At 65.1% G+C, this 20322-nt stretch carries 37 protein-coding genes; 36 read left to right on the forward strand and 1 reads right to left on the reverse strand.

Going from position 1 to position 20322, the window contains the following annotated elements; translation table 11 throughout:
• Window positions 1-97: 97 nt before the first annotated feature.
• The 35 genes from ORI27_RS13760 to ORI27_RS13930 all read left to right on the forward strand — a co-directional run bounded on the left by ORI27_RS13760 (window position 98) and on the right by ORI27_RS13930 (window position 19403).
• Window positions 98-349 (forward strand): helix-turn-helix domain-containing protein, encoded by a 252-nt coding sequence (locus tag ORI27_RS13760; RefSeq protein ID WP_265997428.1) that lies wholly within the window; start codon window positions 98-100, stop codon window positions 347-349.
• On the forward strand, window positions 346-1230 hold the full coding sequence (locus tag ORI27_RS13765) for a Rha family transcriptional regulator (protein WP_266073967.1): 885 nt from the start codon (window positions 346-348) through the stop codon (window positions 1228-1230). The genes ORI27_RS13760 and ORI27_RS13765 overlap by 4 nt, the downstream gene beginning before the upstream one ends.
• Entirely contained in the window at window positions 1227-1430 is a 204-nt protein-coding gene (locus ORI27_RS13770; RefSeq protein WP_265997429.1) for a hypothetical protein, read from the forward strand. The genes ORI27_RS13765 and ORI27_RS13770 overlap by 4 nt, the downstream gene beginning before the upstream one ends.
• Window positions 1430-1645: a helix-turn-helix domain-containing protein gene (locus ORI27_RS13775; protein WP_265997431.1), complete on the forward strand. Its 216-nt coding sequence runs from the start codon at window positions 1430-1432 to the stop codon at window positions 1643-1645. The genes ORI27_RS13770 and ORI27_RS13775 overlap by 1 nt, the downstream gene beginning before the upstream one ends.
• Window positions 1646-2130: 485 nt before the next feature.
• Window positions 2131-2616, forward strand: coding sequence for a hypothetical protein (locus ORI27_RS13780; RefSeq protein WP_265997432.1), 486 nt, complete (start codon window positions 2131-2133; stop codon window positions 2614-2616).
• A gap of 65 nt (window positions 2617-2681) precedes the next feature.
• Window positions 2682-2984 carry a hypothetical protein gene (locus ORI27_RS13785; RefSeq protein WP_265997433.1) on the forward strand — a complete coding sequence of 101 codons (303 nt, stop codon included), beginning with the start codon at window positions 2682-2684 and terminating at the stop codon, window positions 2982-2984.
• Window positions 2981-3109: a hypothetical protein gene (locus tag ORI27_RS13790; RefSeq protein ID WP_265997434.1), complete on the forward strand. Its 129-nt coding sequence runs from the start codon at window positions 2981-2983 to the stop codon at window positions 3107-3109. The genes ORI27_RS13785 and ORI27_RS13790 overlap by 4 nt, the downstream gene beginning before the upstream one ends.
• Window positions 3110-3282: 173 nt before the next feature.
• Window positions 3283-3519: a hypothetical protein gene (locus tag ORI27_RS13795; protein WP_265997435.1), complete on the forward strand. Its 237-nt coding sequence runs from the start codon at window positions 3283-3285 to the stop codon at window positions 3517-3519.
• On the forward strand, window positions 3516-4433 hold the full coding sequence (locus ORI27_RS13800) for a PD-(D/E)XK nuclease-like domain-containing protein (RefSeq protein ID WP_265997436.1): 918 nt from the start codon (window positions 3516-3518) through the stop codon (window positions 4431-4433). The genes ORI27_RS13795 and ORI27_RS13800 overlap by 4 nt, the downstream gene beginning before the upstream one ends.
• Window positions 4434-4443: 10 nt before the next feature.
• Window positions 4444-5727: a hypothetical protein gene (locus ORI27_RS13805; protein ID WP_265997437.1), complete on the forward strand. Its 1284-nt coding sequence runs from the start codon at window positions 4444-4446 to the stop codon at window positions 5725-5727.
• Entirely contained in the window at window positions 5724-5954 is a 231-nt protein-coding gene (locus ORI27_RS13810) for a hypothetical protein (protein WP_265997438.1), read from the forward strand. The genes ORI27_RS13805 and ORI27_RS13810 overlap by 4 nt, the downstream gene beginning before the upstream one ends.
• Complete coding sequence (locus ORI27_RS13815) at window positions 5951-6190, forward strand: hypothetical protein (protein WP_265997439.1); 240 nt, start codon at window positions 5951-5953, stop codon at window positions 6188-6190. The genes ORI27_RS13810 and ORI27_RS13815 overlap by 4 nt, the downstream gene beginning before the upstream one ends.
• A complete protein-coding gene (locus ORI27_RS13820) occupies window positions 6187-6429 on the forward strand; it encodes a hypothetical protein (RefSeq protein WP_265997440.1) in 243 nt (80 codons plus the stop codon). Before ORI27_RS13815 ends, ORI27_RS13820 begins: the two co-directional genes overlap by 4 nt.
• Window positions 6426-6776, forward strand: a complete 351-nt coding sequence (locus ORI27_RS13825) for a hypothetical protein (protein WP_265997441.1) — start codon at window positions 6426-6428, stop codon at window positions 6774-6776. The genes ORI27_RS13820 and ORI27_RS13825 overlap by 4 nt, the downstream gene beginning before the upstream one ends.
• Before the next feature lie 14 nt (window positions 6777-6790).
• A complete protein-coding gene (locus tag ORI27_RS13830) occupies window positions 6791-7153 on the forward strand; it encodes a hypothetical protein (RefSeq protein WP_265997442.1) in 363 nt (120 codons plus the stop codon).
• On the forward strand, window positions 7153-7449 hold the full coding sequence (locus tag ORI27_RS13835) for a hypothetical protein (protein ID WP_265997443.1): 297 nt from the start codon (window positions 7153-7155) through the stop codon (window positions 7447-7449). The genes ORI27_RS13830 and ORI27_RS13835 overlap by 1 nt, the downstream gene beginning before the upstream one ends.
• Before the next feature lie 11 nt (window positions 7450-7460).
• Complete coding sequence (locus tag ORI27_RS13840; protein WP_265997444.1) at window positions 7461-8315, forward strand: DUF2303 family protein; 855 nt, start codon at window positions 7461-7463, stop codon at window positions 8313-8315.
• Between the two features lie 167 nt (window positions 8316-8482).
• The gene (locus ORI27_RS13845; RefSeq protein WP_265997445.1) at window positions 8483-9091 is read left to right on the forward strand and encodes a hypothetical protein; all 609 of its coding nucleotides are present in this window, start codon (window positions 8483-8485) and stop codon (window positions 9089-9091) included.
• On the forward strand, window positions 9088-9555 hold the full coding sequence (locus ORI27_RS13850) for a hypothetical protein (RefSeq protein WP_265997446.1): 468 nt from the start codon (window positions 9088-9090) through the stop codon (window positions 9553-9555). Before ORI27_RS13845 ends, ORI27_RS13850 begins: the two co-directional genes overlap by 4 nt.
• Window positions 9555-10016, forward strand: coding sequence for a hypothetical protein (locus ORI27_RS13855; RefSeq protein WP_265997447.1), 462 nt, complete (start codon window positions 9555-9557; stop codon window positions 10014-10016). Before ORI27_RS13850 ends, ORI27_RS13855 begins: the two co-directional genes overlap by 1 nt.
• Window positions 10016-10441: a DUF4326 domain-containing protein gene (locus ORI27_RS13860; RefSeq protein ID WP_265997448.1), complete on the forward strand. Its 426-nt coding sequence runs from the start codon at window positions 10016-10018 to the stop codon at window positions 10439-10441. The genes ORI27_RS13855 and ORI27_RS13860 overlap by 1 nt, the downstream gene beginning before the upstream one ends.
• Entirely contained in the window at window positions 10438-11010 is a 573-nt protein-coding gene (locus ORI27_RS13865; protein ID WP_265997449.1) for a 3'-5' exonuclease family protein, read from the forward strand. The genes ORI27_RS13860 and ORI27_RS13865 overlap by 4 nt, the downstream gene beginning before the upstream one ends.
• Entirely contained in the window at window positions 11007-11504 is a 498-nt protein-coding gene (locus tag ORI27_RS13870) for a hypothetical protein (protein ID WP_265997450.1), read from the forward strand. The genes ORI27_RS13865 and ORI27_RS13870 overlap by 4 nt, the downstream gene beginning before the upstream one ends.
• Complete coding sequence (locus ORI27_RS13875) at window positions 11501-12520, forward strand: DNA-methyltransferase (protein WP_265997451.1); 1020 nt, start codon at window positions 11501-11503, stop codon at window positions 12518-12520. Before ORI27_RS13870 ends, ORI27_RS13875 begins: the two co-directional genes overlap by 4 nt.
• A gap of 263 nt (window positions 12521-12783) precedes the next feature.
• Window positions 12784-13569: a TIGR-Tas system RNA-guided endonuclease gene (gene tas, locus ORI27_RS13880; protein WP_265997452.1), complete on the forward strand. Its 786-nt coding sequence runs from the start codon at window positions 12784-12786 to the stop codon at window positions 13567-13569.
• Entirely contained in the window at window positions 13562-14521 is a 960-nt protein-coding gene (locus ORI27_RS13885; RefSeq protein WP_265997453.1) for a hypothetical protein, read from the forward strand. Before tas ends, ORI27_RS13885 begins: the two co-directional genes overlap by 8 nt.
• Window positions 14514-14864: a hypothetical protein gene (locus tag ORI27_RS13890; RefSeq protein ID WP_265997454.1), complete on the forward strand. Its 351-nt coding sequence runs from the start codon at window positions 14514-14516 to the stop codon at window positions 14862-14864. The genes ORI27_RS13885 and ORI27_RS13890 overlap by 8 nt, the downstream gene beginning before the upstream one ends.
• Window positions 14864-15094 (forward strand): hypothetical protein, encoded by a 231-nt coding sequence (locus ORI27_RS13895; RefSeq protein ID WP_265997455.1) that lies wholly within the window; start codon window positions 14864-14866, stop codon window positions 15092-15094. The genes ORI27_RS13890 and ORI27_RS13895 overlap by 1 nt, the downstream gene beginning before the upstream one ends.
• Window positions 15091-15666 carry a hypothetical protein gene (locus tag ORI27_RS13900; protein ID WP_265997456.1) on the forward strand — a complete coding sequence of 192 codons (576 nt, stop codon included), beginning with the start codon at window positions 15091-15093 and terminating at the stop codon, window positions 15664-15666. The genes ORI27_RS13895 and ORI27_RS13900 overlap by 4 nt, the downstream gene beginning before the upstream one ends.
• Window positions 15663-15998, forward strand: coding sequence for a hypothetical protein (locus ORI27_RS13905; RefSeq protein WP_265997457.1), 336 nt, complete (start codon window positions 15663-15665; stop codon window positions 15996-15998). Before ORI27_RS13900 ends, ORI27_RS13905 begins: the two co-directional genes overlap by 4 nt.
• Window positions 15991-16557 carry a hypothetical protein gene (locus ORI27_RS13910; protein WP_265997458.1) on the forward strand — a complete coding sequence of 189 codons (567 nt, stop codon included), beginning with the start codon at window positions 15991-15993 and terminating at the stop codon, window positions 16555-16557. Before ORI27_RS13905 ends, ORI27_RS13910 begins: the two co-directional genes overlap by 8 nt.
• On the forward strand, window positions 16557-16889 hold the full coding sequence (locus ORI27_RS13915; protein WP_265997459.1) for a hypothetical protein: 333 nt from the start codon (window positions 16557-16559) through the stop codon (window positions 16887-16889). The genes ORI27_RS13910 and ORI27_RS13915 overlap by 1 nt, the downstream gene beginning before the upstream one ends.
• A gap of 29 nt (window positions 16890-16918) precedes the next feature.
• Window positions 16919-17512 carry a hypothetical protein gene (locus ORI27_RS13920; RefSeq protein WP_265997460.1) on the forward strand — a complete coding sequence of 198 codons (594 nt, stop codon included), beginning with the start codon at window positions 16919-16921 and terminating at the stop codon, window positions 17510-17512.
• The gene (locus ORI27_RS13925) at window positions 17512-18960 is read left to right on the forward strand and encodes a hypothetical protein (protein WP_265997461.1); all 1449 of its coding nucleotides are present in this window, start codon (window positions 17512-17514) and stop codon (window positions 18958-18960) included. The genes ORI27_RS13920 and ORI27_RS13925 overlap by 1 nt, the downstream gene beginning before the upstream one ends.
• Window positions 18957-19403: a hypothetical protein gene (locus ORI27_RS13930; protein WP_265997462.1), complete on the forward strand. Its 447-nt coding sequence runs from the start codon at window positions 18957-18959 to the stop codon at window positions 19401-19403. The genes ORI27_RS13925 and ORI27_RS13930 overlap by 4 nt, the downstream gene beginning before the upstream one ends.
• A gap of 25 nt (window positions 19404-19428) precedes the next feature.
• On the opposite strand, the gene ORI27_RS13935 is transcribed toward ORI27_RS13930, so the two are convergent.
• The gene (locus tag ORI27_RS13935; RefSeq protein ID WP_266073970.1) at window positions 19429-19638 is read right to left on the reverse strand and encodes a hypothetical protein; all 210 of its coding nucleotides are present in this window, start codon (window positions 19636-19638) and stop codon (window positions 19429-19431) included.
• A 417-nt stretch (window positions 19639-20055) separates the two neighbouring features.
• On the opposite strand from ORI27_RS13935, the gene ORI27_RS13940 reads away from it, so the two are divergent.
• Window positions 20056-20301, forward strand: coding sequence for a hypothetical protein (locus ORI27_RS13940; RefSeq protein ID WP_265997464.1), 246 nt, complete (start codon window positions 20056-20058; stop codon window positions 20299-20301).
• The last annotated feature ends 21 nt before the right edge of the window (window positions 20302-20322 follow it).

Genomic DNA, 20322 nt, shown 5'->3' on the forward strand with positions numbered 1-20322 from the left:
AGTAGCCACATAATTGACCCGTAGTGCTTGACAGATAGACGGCTACTAGGGGACACTCAAAATGAACAAGCGGAAACGATGGCCCAAGGGGACATGGATGCGGTTGCGGAGCCCAGCGACGCTGCGGGCGCTGATGGAGCAGGACAAGTTCTCGCTCGGTCGCCTCGCCCGCTACGCCGGATGTTCCAAGGGCTTCATCTCTCACCTACTGTCCGGGCGCCGCTCCAGCTGCACTCCGGAACTCGCCACCCGCATCGCGGAGGCACTCAACGTGCCCATCGAGATTCTTTTCGACCCACGGATGTCCCCCGCCGGGGTACAAACCGACAAGGAACAGGTGCCGGCATGACCGATATCCGCATTCCTGAGAGTGATCCACCCACCGAGTACTTCGCCGCCCTGGAGCGCACCACCCCAATCGTTCAGGCGTCCGCCGACGGCGCGCCGACAACGACCTCTATGCGAGTCGCCAACGGAACGCGCAATGAGCATCGCGCGGTCCTCCAGCTGATCCGCGAGAACATGGCCGACTTCGAGGAGTTCGGAGGGGTCGCATTTGAAGTGGAACCCTTTGATACCGCTGGCGGCGTCCAGCACCGCCGGGTCGCGATTCTCAATGAGGAACACGCGACCCTCCTGCTGACGTACATGCGGAACAACGAGGTCGTCAAGGACTTCAAGAAGCGCCTTGTCCGGGAATTTGCGGCGCTACGTCGCGCCGCCTCCGAGGTCCGGCCCCTCACTCCACTGGAATACGCGCGGAAGCTGGTCGATGCCGAGGAGCGTGTCGAGGCCGCGACCACACGGGCCGAGCAGGCTGAGCAGCGCGCCGAAATCGAGAGTCGGCACCGCCGCGCTATCGAAGGCGGCGACGGAATTCTCCTGACCGACTTCGGCAAGAAGTACTTCTCCGAAGTTCGGCACACCGACTTCTTCGAACACCTCTACGCCAAGAAGTGGCTGATCGACCAGCGCGGCGGCCGCGTCCTACCCAACGGCGATGTTCGCAACGGCCACGACCACGGAAAGCCGACCTACAAGGGCCGCCCCTTCATCTATGAGCACGACACCGGAAATCACGGCGGCAAGCGCCGATTCCAACCGCGCGTCAGGCCGCAGCGAGAAATCGAATTCCGGGATGCCCTTGCGGCCGAGGGCCTTCCGGTCAACACGCATAGCACCGGGCTCGTATTGATCAGCAACGACGAATTGAAAGCGGTGAGTTCGTGAGCCATCGACCGAAGCACCGCCGACAGGCATGGCAGCGCCGCGTCGACCGCGTGCTCAACCACCAGCCGGCCGACCCAAGTAACCGGACACGGCGGGGCAAGCGTGCCCGGTACTGCCTGAACTGCCACACCGTGTTCAAGACCGCGCCGGCCGGCCGCATCCATGTGTTTCTCCGTAGCTGCTTCAAGGCGGCAGCGTGATGGCCGACCTCGTTGATCGCCCCGCCAAGCGGCTGTACTCGCGCGCCGGCGCGGCCGCATACCTGGAGAAGTCGACGAGCGAGATCGACAAGATGATCCGCCGCGGTGAACTGCTGGCCAAGCGTGATGGCCGCCGAATCGTGATCGACGTTCGCGAGCTGGACCGCTATGTCGATCGGCTGCCATCGCTGGAGCCAAAGCGGGCCGCGTCGTGAGCGCCGCGAGGGGTGTCGTTGTCGAGCTGGCGAAGCTGGCTGGCGTTCTGGCTGCTGGGGTCTTTCACCGTGGCTTGAATGCGTTGGTGCCCAGTGCGGCCGAGCGGCGCGCGCGGGTGCTCAACGGGCATCAGCCGATTCGCAGTGCGTACACGATCGCTGATGTTGAGGCGAAGCGTTGGCCGCGGAAGTGTTTCCGAGGCGGTGACTGCCCTGCGGGCTGTGACCGGTCGGGCCAGACCTGCGGTCCGTATCGAACTGATGTCCTGAATTCGATGACGAGCGACGCCGCGCGGGACGGTCTCTACGACTTGGTCAACGGCTTCGTCGACACGACGAGCCCCACAGTCCCCCCTTTTGATACAGGTAGGTGCGGTCCGGACGGGGTTGATGGCTCAGTGGTTGCGGCGCACGAGGTTCCGGACGCCTCGCCGTTGACCACTGAGCCATCCGTAACCTGCGAGTACTGCGGGCGCGGCGGCCGCGTGACAACCCACCGTCCGGGTTGCCTCGGTGCTGACTGCTGCTGCGACGGAGCGGCCTACACGGTCCGCCGTCACCCCTTCCTGATCCACCGTGACTGCCCCGTCCACTCAGGACCTCACGGTGAGTACCCCGACGTCGACCCCCGCGCGGTCATCACCGGTGGCCGCCGCGACTGGTCGGGTGTCGGAACCTCACAATCGTCCGCTGGTCACTCGCCGTTCCCGGCGGACACCGCCCCGAGTCTCATCGAGTCCAGCGCATGCGCTGGAGGCTCGGGGCACCCAACTTCCCCGGAGGGTGAGCAGTCCGCCGGCGTCGGTGTAGCCGGGCCCGGCGCCGGCGTGGCTGCGGGGCACGCCCTCGAAGTGGCGGCGAATGTGCGGCGCACGCGGATCACGCTGCGACGTCACTTCAACTTCCGGACTCTCGGCATTCCGGTCCCCGAGGAACTGATCACCGAGGCCGCCAAGGACCTCTTGAAGTAAGAGCGGCCCCGTGCCGCGTCACCGGCCGGGGCCACAACACCCACAACAGGAACAGGAGCCCTGAAGTGAGCACACCCAGCGTAACCCAACCGGCTTGGCGGTTACAGGACCGCGATGACGCCGGACCGGCCGTCGACGCTCACGTCGGCCGCTTCATCGTCGCTACCGCATACCAAACGGATAGCGGCGAATGGCACACGTACATCCCGATCCACACCAGAGACGCAATCGGCTGGCCCGACGACCAGGTGAACACGTTCACCCTGACGTACGGGTCCGCTTCAAGCGCCAGCGGACGCGACCAGGCTGTTGCTGTCGCGGAACTTGTTGCCCGCCTTTACGTCGCGATGGGCGGGCAGGAGGCGTGAGCGCGATCCTCCAGTTCTTTGTCGAGCTGATCGGGACGCTGATTCTGGTCGGTGTGGCCGCCGGTGCTGCGGTGGCCGGCGCGCTCAACGCCGCTGACAGTCTGGTGCAGCGGAGGCGCCCGTGAGGAATCTCCGGTTGTTCCTGTTCGCGCTTGCCATGGGCGCTGGTGTCGGTGGGGGGATCATCTGGTTGGGCCGGCCGCAATTTGTTGTTGCTGCCATCGTGATCGCTGTCGCGGCGATGGGGTGGGGATTCACCGCGAGTAGGCGGAGCCGGCGAATCCAGCAGGAGACATGGATGCCCCCCGCAGGGATCGGCACTTTGATCTTCGACGTCAAGCCCCGCAGCGATCGCAGTGGGCTTGGTTGCCCGCGGTGCCCGGCCGCTGGTTTCTTCGCGCACCGCTGCGTCGACGGCACGATCCGGCCCGGCGCGCTTGATTCCCTGGCCGAGAGTGTGCCGATGGGCATCTTCCTGCCCGACCCCGACGACCCAGACCTCGACCTGCCCTTCAAGATCGGAGCAGCAGAGTGACCGCCGCGGTGATCACTGCACCGCCGGAGGACGACGGTCTGCACCCCGGCATCAGTGACAACAGCTATCACGCTGACCGGGAGAGCTTGTCGTCGTCGGGTGCCCGACGGTTGCTGTCGACGTGCCCGGCCAAATTCCACCACGAGCAGTCCCAGCCGCCGAAACCGAAGGCTGTCTACGACTTCGGGCACCTGGTGCACCACGAGGTTCTCGGCGAGGGCGCTGAACTCGTGATCCTGGTTCCAGAAGTGCACGGCGTCAAGGCGGACGGCAAGCCATCGGAGAAGCCGACCGCAACGACCATGTGGAAAGACGCTGAAGCAGAGGCGCGATCGCGTGGCGCCGTGCCGGTGCACGTCGCCGACTACCTGGTCGCCCGGGCGATGCGTGAGCAGGTGTACGCCCACCCGATTGCCCGGAAGCTGCTCGAGCATGGCTACCCCGAACTTTCCGGGTACTGGCACGACCGCGCGACGGGGATCCGACTTCGGTATCGGCCGGACTTCCTCGCCGAACTGCCCGGCGGCCGGATCGTATGCGTCGACTACAAAAGCGCCGCCGACGCATCACCCGGCCACTTCGCCAAAGCATCCGCGGACTACGGCTACTTCCAACAGGATCCGTGGTACCGCGAGGGCCTGATCGCCAACGACATCACGGACGATCCCGCATTCGTGTTCATCGCCCAGGAGAAGGAACCTCCCTACCTGGTGTCGGTGCTCCAGCACCAGGCCGACGACGTCCAGCGCGGACGCGACCTCAACCGCATCGCCGTCGACCGCTACGCCCACTGCGTCGGTACCGGAGAGTGGCCCGGCTACGGCGACGGCACACACATCATCCGCATGCCCAGCTGGTTCGCCGCCCAGCACCAAGCGCGCGTCTCCGCGCTCACCCCACTCGTCGCCGCCTGAAAGGAACACCGTGACTGCCGCTCTGGACGTCCGCCCCGACCCGCACCTGACACCCGTGCCGATGCGCCCGGCCGACGCCGCCATCGCCATGCTCGAAGCCCACGCCCAGATGATGGACATGGCCTACAGCCTGGCCGTCAAGATGTGCAACACGAAACTGGTACCTACCAGATTCTTCAGGAAACCGGAGGACGCCACCGCGGCCATCCTTTACGGTGCCGAGCTCGGCTTGAACCCGATCCAGTCGCTGCAGCGGGTCATCCCCATCCACGGCATGCCGACGCTAGAAGCGCTGACCATGGTCGCGTTGCTCCACGCCCGCGGCTACACGATCAAGACGATCACCGAGTCGGAAACCGTCGCCGAAGTGCACGGCTGGAAACCGGGCCGCAGCCCCGATTCCGACCAGCCGGACGCGACCTGCGCCTACACGATCGAGCGCGCCATCAGGGCCCGCTACGTTCCGCAACCGGCCACCCCAGACTCCAAGATGCGCCCCGAGGTCGACTCCGACTGGGTGACCGTCACTAAGAGCGGAGACGACTGGTCCAAGACATCGGTAGTCGGGAACATGCAGTACATCACCGACCCGACCTCGATGCTGCTCGCGAAGGCCCGCACAAAGGTGTGCAAGGAGATCGCCCCCGAGGTTCTCCTTGGGATCGCCTCCAGCACAGAAGATCAGCGTGACAGCCGATTCGATGACGACGAGCCTGCCCGGGCCACCGCGGAGCGGGTGCAGGGTTCCGACGAGCCGATCACGGTCGATGAAGTCGACGTCAACGAACCCACATCGCCGCCGGCGTCCCGGCTGGCGGACAAGATCAAACCTGCCCCGGACCCGCAGGAACCTACGGCGGAACCGGACGAGAGTGATCCCGAGCCCGCCCCGGAGTCCCAGGGCGACGTACCACCGCCTCCCGAACCTGAGTCCATGCCGGAACCGGCCACCAGTCCGCCGAAGGCGACCGCCAAGACGAAGACCGGCCAGGACAAGCCGACGATGACAGCGATGCGCCGATCGCTGGAGGGCCGACTGTTCAAACTGCTCGGACAACTCAAGGTCACCGATCGTGAGGACCGAATCCACCTCTACCGCGCAACCCTCGAACGCCCCGACGTCAACTCCACCGACGACCTCGACGACGTCGAAGTCACCAGAGTCGCCGACCAGCTCTACAGGTGGCAGAAAGACGGCGTCGCCGACGACGAGATCCGCGAAATCCTCAACGCCGCAACCTATGCCGAAGAAAACAACACCGCCGACAGCGACCAGACACAGGAGCAATCGTGAACCCTTACACCATCCTTGTCGTACCGGCCCGACGCTGGTTCGGCGGCCGCGCACAGTGGAAGTTCAGCATCATCGCCGGCAACACGAAGAACCTCAGCGATCGTGATACCTACGCGAACGTCGGGGACATCGAGACCGCGATGACGAACCTCGTCAACTCCGACATCCCGGTGTACCTCGAGGTCCACTACCGCAATGGCGCCAAGCGGCGGGCCCGACTCCGGTGAGCGAGACGACGCACATGGCCCGCTTCGAGGACTACGGTGTTCCGGTCCCGGCGGTGGTTGGTGGCCGGCATCCCGGTCTGGCGAGTGCGTTCGCCGCCGCAGACCTGCGTGGCGAGCAGCTCCAAGCCGCAATCACCGAAATCCGGGAGCAATGTGACGACGCCGCAGACCTGGGCTCACATGTCATCTACATCGACGTCATCGACAGCATCCTGAAACGGCACGGACTGAAGTGAAGAACGCCATCATCCCGGTGCCGGGCGAAATTGTTGACCTTGTCGACGAATACGTGCGCAAACAGCTCGATGACGCCAAGCAGTACGACAACAGGAGCCCGCTCGACGAGTCGGGCATCTTCAGCCTGCACCGGCTGGCGTCCGAGATTTACGCGGCGGGTTTCGAGGCTGGCGTGCGGGTTGAGGGCGCGCGGGCAAGCGGCGTCGACCAGAGGCGTCGGGACGGTGTGTCGACGTGACGGGTTTCTCGCCGGCTGTCTTGGGCACCATCGGCGGTCGCAGCGGCGGCGTGTGTGAGGTGTGCGGGGCGAATCGTGCGACGCAGAAGCATCATCGGCGGCCGCGACGTGCTGGCGGGTCGAAGCGCGACGACACCAACTTGGCTGCGAATGGTTTGGACGCCTGCAACTACTGCCATGACGTGATCGAGAAGAACCGGGCACTGGCCTATCTAGTCGGCTGGCTGCTATCCGACAACCAACTACCAGACCAGGAGCGTGTTCTGCGCCGCGGCGAATACGTCCTCCTGGACAACGACGGCGACATCCAGCCCGACACCAACTCTTTCGCAACGCAGTTCATCTAGTGAAGGGAAATCCATTGTCCGACAACAACAACCCTGTGGATGAGGGACTTGAGTTCGCCTCTGTTCTGATCCGCCACCGCAACGGGATCGAGCACGACGACGCCACCCGCAGGCTGCGAGAGGCCGTCGCCGCGGCGATCAAGACCAGGAAGCCCGCGAAGGTAACCGTGGCGATGGAAATCAAGCCGGTCAGCAACGTGTCGAATGCGGTGAAGATCACGACCACGGTTGGCGACAAGATCCCCGAGGAGATCGAGTCGTCGATGTGGTTCACCGACGACGACGGCGGCCTGCACCGCGCCGACCCCTCCCAGCGCCCTCTCTGGGAGGACCCGGCTTCGACCGACGGCAAGTCCGCCGCAGCGGGCAAAGACTGATGACCACCCCGACCGCCGCGCAGGTCGCTACGACTGCGCATCACGAGGCGGATCCGATCGCGGACGCCATCATGGCGATGCCGCTCGGCGGCACCTGGGACGTTGAGATCACTGTCGGCGGCGAACGCTACATGGTGCATCACTGGGAGATCACTACCGACCCAGTCGGCGATCAGTACCTGAAGGTTGCCTGGCTTAGGCGGTCCGAGCTCATCGCCAGCGGTGGCCGTATGGGCATCCGCTGGCGCACCAAATCGTTTGTCAAGCAACTTCGCAACGCAATCAAACACCCCTGAAAGGAATCTCCATGCCCGAAGCAGCCAAGTCCACCATGGTCGGAACCATCGAACACGCCGCCGCGGTCGCGAAGACACCGTTCCCCGCGACGGTCCTCCCGGACACGGCCGACGACGGCCGCTCCCATGTCGCGATCGCGGTCACCGAGCAGCACGGCCTACAGGTCAAGAAAGTCGAGGAGGACGAGTCGAAATTCCCGGCACCGTGGCGGGCCAAGGGCGGCCGCAATGTTGCCGACATCGACTCCTTCCTCGCCGAACTCGCCCGCCGACCACTCGGCGAATCCGGCACCCTGTGGGGCAAGGGAACCGCCGGAACCATCACCGCCATCTACAACGACCACACCAAGGACACGCCAGGCTGGCGCGACGACACCCTCACCGTCACCCTCAAGGCCGACGAGGACTGGGTTGCCTGGCACCAACTTTCGGGCCAGTTCATGCCGCAGGAGAAGTTCGGCGACATCATCGAGGAGCTGCGACACACGATCCAGGCACCGGATCAGGCCGATCTACTCGAGATCATCGACTCCGTTCGGGCATCGACGAGCGGCGAGTTCGAATCGACCATCGAGCGCGCCCGAGGCGGTATCAAGGCCACGTACAAGAAAGAGGTCAACGCCCGCGCCGGCGCCGTCGGCCGTGAGCTCCAGGTCCCGGAGACGATCACCCTCTTGCTCCGGCCATGGGACAACCATCCGGTCAGCTACGAAGTGCAGGCGTACTTCCGGCTGAACATCACCGAAGGCCACCTTCGCCTTGCGGTGAAGCTGTTCCCGACGCGCGTGATCATTCGGCAGGCGTGGGAAGAGATCACCGAGCGGGTCACCAACGCCGTCAACAAGCCCGTCTACGCCATCAGCTGACCGGAACGCCGACCGCAGTTCATGCCCGCGTCGACACCAGAACAGCAGCAACGCTATCTGGCCAACCCCCGCGAGTGCGTGGACTGCGGCGGCGATCCGTCGGCGGGACGGCCCCGCTGCGACAACTGCCACACCGACCACCTAGACCGAATCGCCAGGGGAGAACCATGATCTTGGTCGACGTCCAGTGCGACGACAGCGCGTGCGATGAGATCGAGTATGTCGACGTCTACTTCAACGACTTGAACGACCTGGTCGCCGCGATTGGGCGGTACGTCCCCGACGGGTGGCGGATCGTCAGCCGCGCAGAGATCGGCTACCCGATCGTGCTGTGTCCCGAGCACGCATTCGAGGACCAGGAGTTCCTCCACGATCCGGAAACCGGCACGGTGGGGGACTGCTGGCGGGCCGGCATCGCCAGCGTGTTGGGCCGGCCGATCGCCGAGGTGCCGCACTTCGTGCGCGACTACCCCAGCCAGGAGGGCGACGAGACGGCCCGCTGGTTCGCCGAAACCCGCGGCTGGCTGCTGAAGCATCACCAGGTCGAGGTCCTCTACTACGACAACCCCGACGCGGTTCGCGCAGAGTGCCGTGCAGAGGTCAGCGTTTTCCCGCACATCCTGATCGACGGCCGATCACCACGCGGTGACTTCTTCCACGTCGTCGTCGGCGACGCAGAAACCGGAGAGATGGTCCACGACCCACACCCGGACCGGACCGGACTCCGTGAAATCACAGGCGCATTCGTACTCGTACGAGAGGCGACGGAATCATGACAGCGTACCGCAGCCTCTACTTCGGTCCGCGCGACGTCTGGTACCGGTTCCTCGCCGGCCTGCCAATCACGTTGCAGAACTTCCTCGACGACCAGTCGCTGTGGATCACTGTGCCGACGACCCGGTGGGATCTGGCCAGGTTCAACGCCGCGACGGACGCGCCTGTCACCCCGTGCGCGTGGTGGTGTGAGAAACCCGCCGGCCACGACTGGGAAGACCTGTGGTCGAACGGCTTCATCCGATACCACCGCTGGCACTGCGACGTGGCCCCGTACCACGCGATCGCTGTCGAGGAGATCGAACAGCACAGTCGCGCAGGAACCATTCGTGAACGCCACGTGGTGCTCGACGTCGAAGCACCGACCGACTGGGACGTCGAGACCGCGGAGCGTGGAGCGTTTGCCCTGTCATGGGCGATCTGGCTGGCGAAGCAAGACGTCGTCGACGCTGGGGAGGTCCGATAGTGCTCACCACTGCTGCTGCTCTCGCGCAGAGTGCTCACGAGATCATGGCCGCGCACCCGTCTTCTTCCGGCTGGGACCGCCACGAATCACGGCGTTGTGCCGGCCAACATGAGAAGCTCCCCGTCGCCAACGACAGCTTGATCCTGTGGCGGCGACGTCGCGAGTTCTTCGCCGAACCGTCGATGAAACTCCTGGACCCCGTGGATGATCCACCGCTATACGTCGCCGAGCGTGTCGGGCCAGCGCTGTGCGTCACCGATCGCTGGGTCTACATCAACCGGACGGTGCTGGACTGCGACATCATCCGCCGCGATCTGGGAACGCCGTGGTCGTTCAGCGACGGCGAGTTTGGCCCCGGAATGACGATCAAGCTGACCACCGAGAACGGCGAGTGGGTTTGGGTCGTCACCGGTAAACCATCCCCGTGCTGCGGCGGCTACACCGCAAAGTGGGCCGACTGATGCCCGAACGGATTCAGTTGCGACGCGGTTCGAAGGCCAAGGGCTGGAAGCTGCCCGAGAATGCGGTCAGGGTGTCGCGGCCGACGATCTTCGGGAACCCGTGGCGGATCAAGGAATCCGGCACCGGCCGCAGCTGGATTGTCTACGACGGTCGTGGTGGGGAGTGGTTGTACGGCAGTAAGGAGGCGGCGCATGCCGGCGCGGTCACGGTCTACGGCCGCTGGTTGTCTCACAACCTGATTCCCAGCCCCTATCTGTGGACGGCTGAGGCGCGGCTGGAACTCGACGCTCAGCGTGAACAGATCCTCGCCGGCCTCCCCGACCTCCGTGGGAAAGACCTCGCCTGCTGGTGCCCGCTGGAGCCTGTTCAGTTGGCCTGCCACGTCGACATCCTGCTACCCCTCGCGAACAAAGGACACCGATGACCGAGATTGAACGAGACATCTGCTTCGTCGACACAGAGACATTGGGAGTGCACCCGGACGCCCCGATCTGGGAGTTCGCCGCGGTCCGCCGCATCGACTCAACGCTACCGATGGCCACCGAAGTCACATTGGAATTCCAGATCCAACACGACCCCGCCGACTGGGTCGACACCCTGCCCGACGAGTTCAAAGCCGACTACCTCGGCCGCTACAACGAGACCGAGGCGTACTGCGAAAAGATCGCCGCCCAGGTGATCCACACCGCCACGAAGGACACCGTAGTTCTGGGCTGCAACCCGGGATTCGACATCGAACGCCTGGCCAAACTGCTGCAGCGCAACGGGATCGAACCGGCATGGCACTACCACCCCATCGACATGTCGAGCTTCGCGCTCGGCTACCTCGCCCGTGCCGGTGTCGCCCTGCCGACCTCGAAGTGGAAGTCCGACCTGTTGTCCCTGGCCGCGACGAACACCGATCCGGCGCGCTTCAACCGGCACACCGCGATGGGGGATGTCTTGTGGGTGCGGGCCCAGTGGGACGCCGCGATGAAAGGAACGACGCGATGAATCGTGAGCTTCGGAATTTGATCGTCGCGACGATCCACGATCACCCGAAAGGATCCCCGGAGGAACTCGCCCAGCTGGTCGCGAACAACACCACGCAGCGGGAGATGAACACGTTCTACCGGCATCTGTTGATCGGCCCGATCCGCTCGGTCGCCGCCGAGCTCCGCCTAGAACGGGACCAGCCCCCGCCGCGGCCGAAACCGAAACCGCGGCCGCCGGTGTCGAAGCCGTCCCCGAAGCTCGCTGACCGGCGTAGCTGGTGGCAGCAACAGTTGGCCACGGAGATCGTCGTCGGCCACCGCGAATCCAAACTGCTGGCCGACTGCACTCTCTTCGACCTCCAGCAGGCGGTGAAGGAATGCGACGCGGCTATCGGCCGACTCGAGGAAGGAATGTCGTTCTACCGCAGCCTCATCACCCAGATGACCAACTGCCGCGTCCACCGCGTCTGCGACCTACCCGAACCCCCAGTGCGCGAGGTCCGGCCAGCGTGAATCTTCACTACTCGGACGACGCTGTCACTCTTTACCACGGCGACGCTCTTGCAGTTGCGCAGCAACTTCCCGACGCGGTGATCGACTGCATCGTCACCAGCCCGCCGTACTTCGGCCTCCGAGATTACGGAACTGAGGGCCAGTACGGGCTGGAGTCGTCGCCGGCTGAATACGCCGAGACGATGCGGGCGCTGTTCGCCGAGCTGCGCCGTGTGCTCGCCGACGACGGCACGCTGTGGCTCAACCTCGGCGATAGCTACAGCAGCGGTGGCCGCGGGAGCTACGACATCAGGGGCGGGAAGACGCGTGCGCGCGGACATGCCGAAACCCGGCCGGGCGCAAGCGTTCCGGGCAAGAACTTACTAGGCGTCCCTTGGCGCGTCGCCTTCGCGTTGCAAGATGATGGGTGGATCCTGCGTAACGCAATCATCTGGCATAAGCCGAACGCGATGCCCGAATCAGTCCAAGACCGGCTATCTGGCCGGTACGAGCACGTCTTCATGTTCAGCAAGTCGCAGCGTTACTGGTTCGACCTGGACCCGATCAAAGTGCCGGTCACCACGCAGCACTCCGCGGCACTCAACTGGGCGCGCGAGACCAAGGAAACCGACGTGCCGGGCCAGGGCTACCGCCAGCACCGAACTGATCGCACGCCGTACGCGCCGGGGATGAACCCGCAGAGCATCAAGGCCGCTACCGGTAAGCAGCACCGACTTCCAGCCGATCACCCTGGCACCCGGAACCCCGGTGACGTGTGGGAGATCCCAACGCAGCCCTTCCCTGGCGCCCACTTCGCAGTGTTCCCACTGGCGCTCCCGACCCGCTGCATCCTCGCCGGCTGCAAGCCCGGTGGCACCGTACTGGACCCGTTCAACGGCAGTGGCACAACAGGACTCGCCGCGCAGCGGACCGGCCGAAAGTACATCGGCGTCGACATCAACCCTGAGTATCTCGATCTGACTCTCCGAACGCGACTGCACGCCGCGGCGCTTGACTTCGAGGCAGGTGCATCGTGACCACTATCGTCCCCGACCACCCGTCAGCCATGGGAGACGTGTCGCCCAGCACTGGTTCGCTGGCGGGTTCAAACCTCCTGCCGGCCATGGGAGTTTCGTCACCCAATCAGGCATCGCCGGCAGGACCAAACCCGCCCGCCATACCTTCAGCGGACCCCATAGCAGGAGCGCCGGCGGGAGAGGCGGCCCAGCCAGCCAAAGACCAAACGCAACCCAATTGCGCCCCGCTGGCTGGGCCCATCCTCGCCGACCCCGTCCTCGGCGTGCACGCCGACATGGTCGACGAACTCGAATCGACCCGGATCGCCGCCGCTAACCGGCTCCGCCAACTCACCGACCCCGGCGAACACGGCCACGGACTAACCCTGAACCACCCCGACATCCGCCGCCTGGCCGCCATGGTCGAAACCCTCGAACGTGCCGAGCACGACGCGATCCTGAACCTGCAACGCGCCATGCGCCATCACCCGTTGGGTGCGTGGGTGAAAGCCACGCCCGGGGTGGGGGAGAAACAAGCCGCCCGCCTCCTCGCGAGCATCCGGGACCCGTACTGGCATGACCTGCACGACCGGCCTCGCCGACTGTACGAACTCAACGCCTACTGCGGTATGCACCTTTGTGAAACGTCCGGCGGCCAAAGCAGTGCCGCCGACGACAGCCACCCGGGCAGCCAAAGCACGCCCGGCACCCAATGCCCTCCCGCTGCCCGGGTGGCACCGACACGCCGCCGTGGCGAACGCGCCAACTGGAACGCCGCCGCTCGACAACGCGTGTGGCTCATCGCAGAAAGCTGCGTGAAAGTGCGTAACAGCCCGTACCGCGACGTCTACGACGCCACCCGCGTCAAGTATGCCGCCGCCGTCCACGACGTCCCCTGCAAGCGCTGCGGCCCCTCCGGCAGCCCCGCAGAGGCAGGATCCCCACTCTCGGCCGGCCACCAGCACGCCCGAGCGATGCGCGCCATGTGCAAACAGATCCTGAAAGACCTGTGGCGCGAAGCCCGCAAACTACACCACCCCACCGACAACGAGGAGGGCGCCGATGGCTAAAGCAACAGGCAAGGATCACGCCCAAGTCAATCTGGACATCTGGGGCGACGACGACTGGCTTGATCTCACCCCACCCGCACAGCACCTGTACTTCGTGCTCTGGACGAGCCCTGAGCTGTCCTACTGCGGTTGCGGGCCATGGCATCCCGGGAGGATCTCGGCGAAGGCCAAGGGGTGGACTCCGGCCGCTGTGGAGGACGCCGCCGTGGAGCTGTCGGCTGAGCTGTTCCTGATCATCGACACCGTCACCGAAGAGTTCGATCTGCGGTCCTGGATCAAGCACGACGGGCTGTGGCGATCGCCGAACATGGCCGTCTCGATGGCCAACGCCCGGGCTGCTCTGGCGTCCCGGACGCTGCGCGGTGTGGTGGTGCACGAGGTTCAGAAGATCAAGGCGCGCAACATCGCGGAGGCGACTGAGGAGGACCCGGTGTCGAAGTCGTGGCAGCGGGAAGCGGTGAAGAACCTGCTCTCGCAGACGGCTGTAGACCCGGCCACGCTCCCACCCTTTACCCCCACGCTAACCCCACCGCCAACCCCTGGCGGAACCCCCATCGCAACCCCCGCGCTAACCCTTAGCGATGGGGTTGGGGTTAACCCCTCAAACAACCCCGGCCCTACTCCTGCTCCAGCTCCTATCTCCAACTCCACAGGGGGTTACGTAAGTAGGGAACGTCACCTGAGCGTCGTCCCGGCATCCGAATTTCCCCCTCCCAAAACCTGTCCCGAATTCGGCAAGCCAACACACCCGGTCCGGTGTGGCGCCTGCGCTGACGCGCGGCGCAACCGCGAACAGTGGGACATCGACCAAGCCGCCGCCCGCGCTCAAGCGATCACCGATTGCGACGACTGCGACGATGAAGGCTGGCGACTCGGCCCGGACAGGCTTCCCCTCGACGACGCAATCCGCTGCGACCACCAGCCACCGCAGGAAGCCGCCGCCCATGCCTGACCAGGAGTCGTTGCAGCTGTGGCCGCGAGACCACGACCTGCCGCCACGCTGGGATGGCCTCCCGGTCGAGTGGGGTGAATGGACGGATCTGGCAACGGTGTTCATCTGCCCGCCCCCACGCAGACCGGAACGGTGCGGCAAGTGCAAGTCCGAACGGCCGTCGCTGATGAACGTCGGGCGCGTCAGCGGGGCCGGCCGCCAGTTCATCGGCCGGCTCACCGTGTTCCGTTGCCCTGACTGCCGACACGACAGCGTCCGCGACCACCACGACCGCATGTGGGATCTCGACCCGACCGACTACACCGACGACGGCTCCTACGACGTGACGGGACGGTCCGGCTGATGTCCGAGTACGCGACTGGCCCGGGCCGGCGCACGCGCAGCCGCGGCGCCGTCATCGAGGCGTATGTCGACACGGAGGCTCTCGACCACAAGTGCCCGAAGCCGAAGGGCGGGTGCGGCGCCGATCTGGGCGAGTTTTGCCACCACCCCGACGGCACCGAACGCAAGATGCCCTGCCCGGTCAGGATCCCCGCCCGGCCGGAGCCCGAAGAGTCGGGAGAGACGCCGTGAGCGGGCCGCAGAATCCACTTGAGGACGCGTCACGGTGGACCTTTCCCAGCTGCCGCCACCGGAGGCGGTCGATCGCCGACGAACTCAAAGATCTCCTCGGCGAATCAGACCTGAAGATCCACGTCGAGCTCTGGCATCACCGCGTCGACGCATTCGCGAAGGGCGCCCCCTGGTGGCAGTGGCGCACGCCGTGCGACTGTCCCGACACCAGCTTCGGCCGCAACCCCCACTTGTGGAGCTGTCCCCTCACCCCCGCGTGGTGGCGGACGGCGCTGTCGACGTGGCAGAACCCCGACGACAAATCCGCGTTCGACGTCGCGCTGATCCCGCAGCTCGAGGTTTGGCGCCGGCGCCGCGAAGCGGACGACGCCATGCTGAACTACGCGATCGCGCTCAGCATCGAGTCCGCCGCGGGCATCCTGGCCACGTTCACCGGACTTACGCTCAGCCCCTGGCCTTACGACACGGCGAAAGCCCGCGCCGATCAAGCCGTCCGCGCCGCTCACCCCTGGACCCTCGGCGCCGAGTTCGGCGCACCAACCGAGGTCGACTACTACGGAGGAACGCAATGACGATCACCACTCTCAACAGCCCGGGGCTCATCGCGATCTACACCGAGCGCGCGAGACAGATCAGCGTGGAGGGGTACACGCGGGAGCACGACGCCGAGCACGGCCCTGTCGTGTTGATCAACGCCGCCCTCGCCTACACGGTGCAGGCGCAAGACATCATCTCCGAAGCTGAGGGCCATGGTGTCGGCGCGGACGGTCCAGACACCTACTGGCCGTGGGATCCCGCTGGCTTCAAAGACACCGACGACGAGATCGCCAGTCTCACCAAGGCCGGCGCACTCATCGCCGCTGCACTCGACGTCGCGCTGGATCGGAAGGCTGGCCGTGTCTGAGACGCCGATGCTGCCGGCGGGTCGCGGTGAGCGCCGCACACGCATCTTCAGCGATGACTACGGCGATCTGCTCTACGACAGCGCTACCAGCGACGAGCACCCGCACGACTTCATGCGAAGCCACGGGCTGCGGGCAGTCAATGCGGTGATCGACTTCCACAACGTCATCGACCGAAACACCGGGCGGCCGGCACGGTGGTCCGGCAAGATTTGCCAGCGATCACGCCGCCGATTCGAAAACATCGACGCCTGTGATTATTTGACATTCCTGATGTGGGTAACGAATCCGTTCATCCCGGCGCCGCGGTACGACTTCACGTCGTCCATCTTCAGGTCGGCTACCCGGGATTGGCTCGCATACCGTGAGCACTTCGCCGAGCCGACCTCCCCGTACACGATCGTCGACATGTACGGGCGGGACAGCACCCCGGATCGCTGGGCGCCCATCGTGGAGCCTGAACCGCTCCAGCTCGGCCACAGCGTCAACACGTTGGCCGAGCGAGCCCGGCGGGTGATGGAGCAAGTCACGCCGTATCTCCTCACCGAAGGTCTTATCTGATGACGGGCCCGAAGATGTGTCTGGATCCGACGCACATCAACCATCCGGTCAGGTTGGTTGAAGGTGAGAAGCCGACGTGCGAGACGTGCGGCGGTGAACGCTTGTCGTTTCAACCCGATGACGAGTCGGACAGTCTCGACGAACTGATGGACCCGCCTGTGAAGGCGAAGCCGTACACGGTCTGGCTGAACTACCACACCGAAGGCTGGCATCCGCACGAATGCGACACCCTCGCTGAGTGTTTCGACACGATGCGGGCGATGGCGCACGGCGGCGAATACCGCATCACACGCGACGTGGACGTCGAGATCCGAGAGAAGGCAGCCAGATGAACGACTTGCACCGGTGCTTCCTGGTCGGCGTGGCGATCGGCTCTGCCATCGGAATCCCGCTATTCTTCCTCGTCAACGACACTGTGGGGACGATTGTCTTTTGGCTACCAGTCATCGCCGGAATCGTCATCGCGTTCATCCGCCAGCACCGCAGCATCGAGACTCTGCCGACATTCGAGGAGATGCACGCGCAAGCGGAAGCTGATGCGCGACGACTCTGGGGCGACGCCGACTTGCCACCTGCTCTGCTCGATACGTCGCGCTGGACACTGAGCGACGAGCATTACCACCGCTTGCGCATGACTCCGGTGTCCGAAGTGATGAAGGACGTCTCGGAGGACGCTGACCTCAAGATCAACGTGGATCTGTGGCACCGCTCCATGGCACCGGGCCCCCACGCCGAGTTCGTCACGCCGGTGACCGACCGAATTGGCACGCTGCGCCACCAGGACGGCACGATCGCCCAGTGCCACGGCTATCCGAAGCACAACATCTTCGGACCACACCCGAAGGATGGGAAACGCTGGTGGCAGATAGTGGTGCACAACCCGCGCCACAAGTTCATGTTCAGTAACGACGAAATCGCGCAGTGGCCAGTGATATTCGAGGGAGAAGACGACTAGTGTTCGAGCGTTCCACGAGTGACGCCCGGCAGGAACCGAACACCCATCGGTGTATCGCCGGCGCGAGGTGTCGGGCGAAGATCATCGAGAACGGCGAACCCCAGCCGGCCTACACCGAGCAGACCGAGGTGCTGTGCGATGGCTGCCACGCCCATTACCGCGAGAGTGTGCACCGCCTGTTGCGTGACTACGCGATGTTGCGGGTGACGTTGGGGGAGCGGCATTCCAAGCCGGGTGCGGCGGTGTCGAGCAGTCCGGGTCCGGGGATCGTGATCGACGCGGCGAGTGACCGGTTGATGACGGAGATCACCGAGTGGGCTGGTTACGCCGCGGATGTGGTGGCTGACGTGTTGAAGATTCCCCGCCCGGATGGGGAGCGGAGACTCGCGAAGCAGTTGCAGCGTGCGGACGGGAAGGTGATCGACCTCGAGCCGGGCAGTCTCGCTGACGTGTCGTGGGAGGACACCCGCCCGCCGGAGGGTGAGAGGCTGTCCGCCTATGTGCAGCTGGTGGAGCAGCACGTCGACCTTCTTGCTGCCGCGCCGTCGCAGGATGTGCAGATCTGGTCTCAGCCGAAACGCTGCGAGGAACACACGGATGTGATCGCATCCGCGAAGCGGATCCTGGAGTTGGCCCGCAAGGTTGGTGACCCCGACGAGATCAAGACCGCCGCCGCCGATCTGCAGGCGGCGCACGCCGCGGCCGGCGCGTGCGAGGACTGCTGCGGCTGGACCAGCGAGGGGCCTGGTGGTCAGGCCCGCCAAGACATCCGCATCTCCGGCTTGGACGTCCTGAACCGGTTGACCCGCCTGCACCACCTGTCCCGCCAACACCTCGGTCACACGAAGTTGCGGCACCGCTACCCGATGATCTGCCCGTATTGCGGATCCACAGTCGGCCGTGACGACGGCGAAACCGTCATCACCTGCGACAACAAACATTGCACCCCGAAGGGGCCGTCGTCGTGGACGGAACGGGAGTACGAGTTCGTGTCCGGGTGGCTCGCCGACGACGAACGCGCCCGCCTGGCAACGAAATGGCTTCTCACCGAAGCGTATTCGTGGCTCGACGGCATCGCGAAAGTGGTGCACGACTTGGAAACCGATGAGCGGCTGAAGGGCTCCGAAGCTGTCCAGCTGATTGTCGGCGCGATCAAACCCCACCTCGCACACCATCAGAAACCCGCCGACCGGAAGATCGCCACCGACAAAGCCGCAGCCAAGACCCGGCAGGCGTCCGAGGAAGACTGGTCCTGGAAACGCCAACACCCCTACCAGAAGCCGAAGAAGAAACCCAAACCCGCCGCGAAAACCACGGGCCCGGCGGTGGCGGTGAGTTCCCGCACGATGGTCAACGACGACGGCGGCCTCTACCCCGACGAATACACCATTCGGCCGGCCTGCCCGAACTGCCACCTCACCCACCCGACCGGTCAGGAATGCCCATGAGGATCGACCGGCCGAATATCAAGACCAGGTGGCACACGAAACCGTGGCCGTGGCCCGGGGACTCTCGGGAAGACAAAGCGAAGCGAGTTGCCCGCACCTACCGGGCTCTGGTGCAGCGCATCGCCCAGGGACGTTGTGAAGACCCCGCCGGCGATCTTCACCGCCTCGACCAACATTGGGACGAGTTGGGCGTCCACTGGCACATGCCCGCACCCGACATGATCACCGACGCCGCGGAACACGACGAGTGGTGGGCATCCCGAGACCTGGCCCATGCGATCGACCGCGACCGCCGCGACATCTACAACTGGGCCCGCGCCGGCCATGTCCGGCAGCGCTGCGGCGCGGACGGCGCACCGGAGTACTCCGTCGCCGACGTGGTCGCCTACAACAACCACCTCCGCCACAAGCGCGCCAACGCAGGAAGGTCCCGAAATGCCTGACTCACCAGCAGAGCGAATGGTCGGTCTACTGAAAGCTGACCCGCGGCGTGCGGTGACCGCCAGTGATCTGCAGCAGGTCTTCAACCACATTCACGAACGGTTCGATCGGAGCCCCGTCGAGTCCTCGCTCCAGGGCATCGTCAAGAAGGTGATCGGGGCAGTCGCGGTGGCCGAACACGAGATCGACGTCGAAGAAGCCCAGCGCGCTGTCCGATCCGCCGAGCAGCAAGTCCACAATTCCCACCACCAACTCGATGAGAGCCAACGGCGCCTGGCCGAACTGACCGGGACGACGTAAGAGGTGGACACCGTTCCCTCAGCCCGGCGAGGAACCGGAGGATCTGTCTTGGCTGCGGACCTATCACATCCGCATGCCATCGCCGTGTCCGGAGTGCTGCACTCCGTTCTGCTGCTACCGACCTGCCGACGAGTACGGCCGACCTGTCGGCGACACCGTCTACTGTGGCTGGTGCCAAGCTTGAATGGCCCCTCGAAGAGTGGCAGGAGGCTGTCGGTCTCGTGCCTCGCGGCGCGCGGCGCACCGGCGGTACGTGACAACGGTCGGTGCTAAGAAGTACTCTGTAACGGCTGAACCGTCATGCCCAGATCCGGGCAGGGCGGTTTTTTCATGCCTGCGAACCAGGAGCCCAAGATGACCATTCGCGCCAAGTTCCGCTGCATCTCCGAGACGAAGACCGCCTACAGTTCGGAGTCGCGCCAGCTGGTCTTCCAGCCGATGTACGACCCGGAACTGGTGGCCGAGGACGTGAGCTTCGCGAAGGCGACGCCCAGCGGAGAGCTGAAGATCTTCGTGGACAACCCGAACGCGAATTTCGTGCTGGGCCAGGACTACTACCTGGATTTCACGCCGGTGCCGACACCGGCATCCGTCGAATAGCGGGTTGGCAACGGCGTAGTG

Origin of the sequence: Mycobacterium pinniadriaticum (assembly GCF_026242045.1) — a bacterium.
Taxonomy (GTDB): Bacteria; Actinomycetota; Actinomycetes; order Mycobacteriales; family Mycobacteriaceae; genus Mycobacterium; species Mycobacterium pinniadriaticum.

Excerpts from the sequence above, each read along its gene's own strand:
- ORI27_RS13885 (WP_265997453.1), top strand. The coding sequence starts at position 13,562 with ATGGCTAAAGCAACAGGCAAGGATCACGCCCAAGTCAATCTGGACATC.
- ORI27_RS13775 (WP_265997431.1), top strand. The coding sequence starts at position 1,430 with ATGGCCGACCTCGTTGATCGCCCCGCCAAGCGGCTGTACTCGCGCGCC.
- ORI27_RS13930 (WP_265997462.1), top strand. The coding sequence starts at position 18,957 with ATGAGGATCGACCGGCCGAATATCAAGACCAGGTGGCACACGAAACCG.
- ORI27_RS13865 (WP_265997449.1), top strand. The coding sequence starts at position 10,438 with ATGACCGAGATTGAACGAGACATCTGCTTCGTCGACACAGAGACATTG.
- ORI27_RS13870 (WP_265997450.1), top strand. The coding sequence starts at position 11,007 with ATGAATCGTGAGCTTCGGAATTTGATCGTCGCGACGATCCACGATCAC.
- ORI27_RS13905 (WP_265997457.1), top strand. The coding sequence starts at position 15,663 with ATGACGATCACCACTCTCAACAGCCCGGGGCTCATCGCGATCTACACC.
- ORI27_RS13860 (WP_265997448.1), top strand. The coding sequence starts at position 10,016 with ATGCCCGAACGGATTCAGTTGCGACGCGGTTCGAAGGCCAAGGGCTGG.
- ORI27_RS13845 (WP_265997445.1), top strand. The coding sequence starts at position 8,483 with ATGATCTTGGTCGACGTCCAGTGCGACGACAGCGCGTGCGATGAGATC.
- ORI27_RS13795 (WP_265997435.1), top strand. The coding sequence starts at position 3,283 with ATGCCCCCCGCAGGGATCGGCACTTTGATCTTCGACGTCAAGCCCCGC.
- ORI27_RS13840 (WP_265997444.1), top strand. The coding sequence starts at position 7,461 with ATGCCCGAAGCAGCCAAGTCCACCATGGTCGGAACCATCGAACACGCC.
- ORI27_RS13890 (WP_265997454.1), top strand. The coding sequence starts at position 14,514 with ATGCCTGACCAGGAGTCGTTGCAGCTGTGGCCGCGAGACCACGACCTG.
- ORI27_RS13835 (WP_265997443.1), top strand. The coding sequence starts at position 7,153 with ATGACCACCCCGACCGCCGCGCAGGTCGCTACGACTGCGCATCACGAG.
- ORI27_RS13940 (WP_265997464.1), top strand. The coding sequence starts at position 20,056 with ATGACCATTCGCGCCAAGTTCCGCTGCATCTCCGAGACGAAGACCGCC.
- ORI27_RS13760 (WP_265997428.1), top strand. The coding sequence starts at position 98 with ATGCGGTTGCGGAGCCCAGCGACGCTGCGGGCGCTGATGGAGCAGGAC.
- ORI27_RS13765 (WP_266073967.1), top strand. The coding sequence starts at position 346 with ATGACCGATATCCGCATTCCTGAGAGTGATCCACCCACCGAGTACTTC.
- ORI27_RS13895 (WP_265997455.1), top strand. The coding sequence starts at position 14,864 with ATGTCCGAGTACGCGACTGGCCCGGGCCGGCGCACGCGCAGCCGCGGC.
- ORI27_RS13915 (WP_265997459.1), top strand. The coding sequence starts at position 16,557 with ATGACGGGCCCGAAGATGTGTCTGGATCCGACGCACATCAACCATCCG.
- ORI27_RS13850 (WP_265997446.1), top strand. The coding sequence starts at position 9,088 with ATGACAGCGTACCGCAGCCTCTACTTCGGTCCGCGCGACGTCTGGTAC.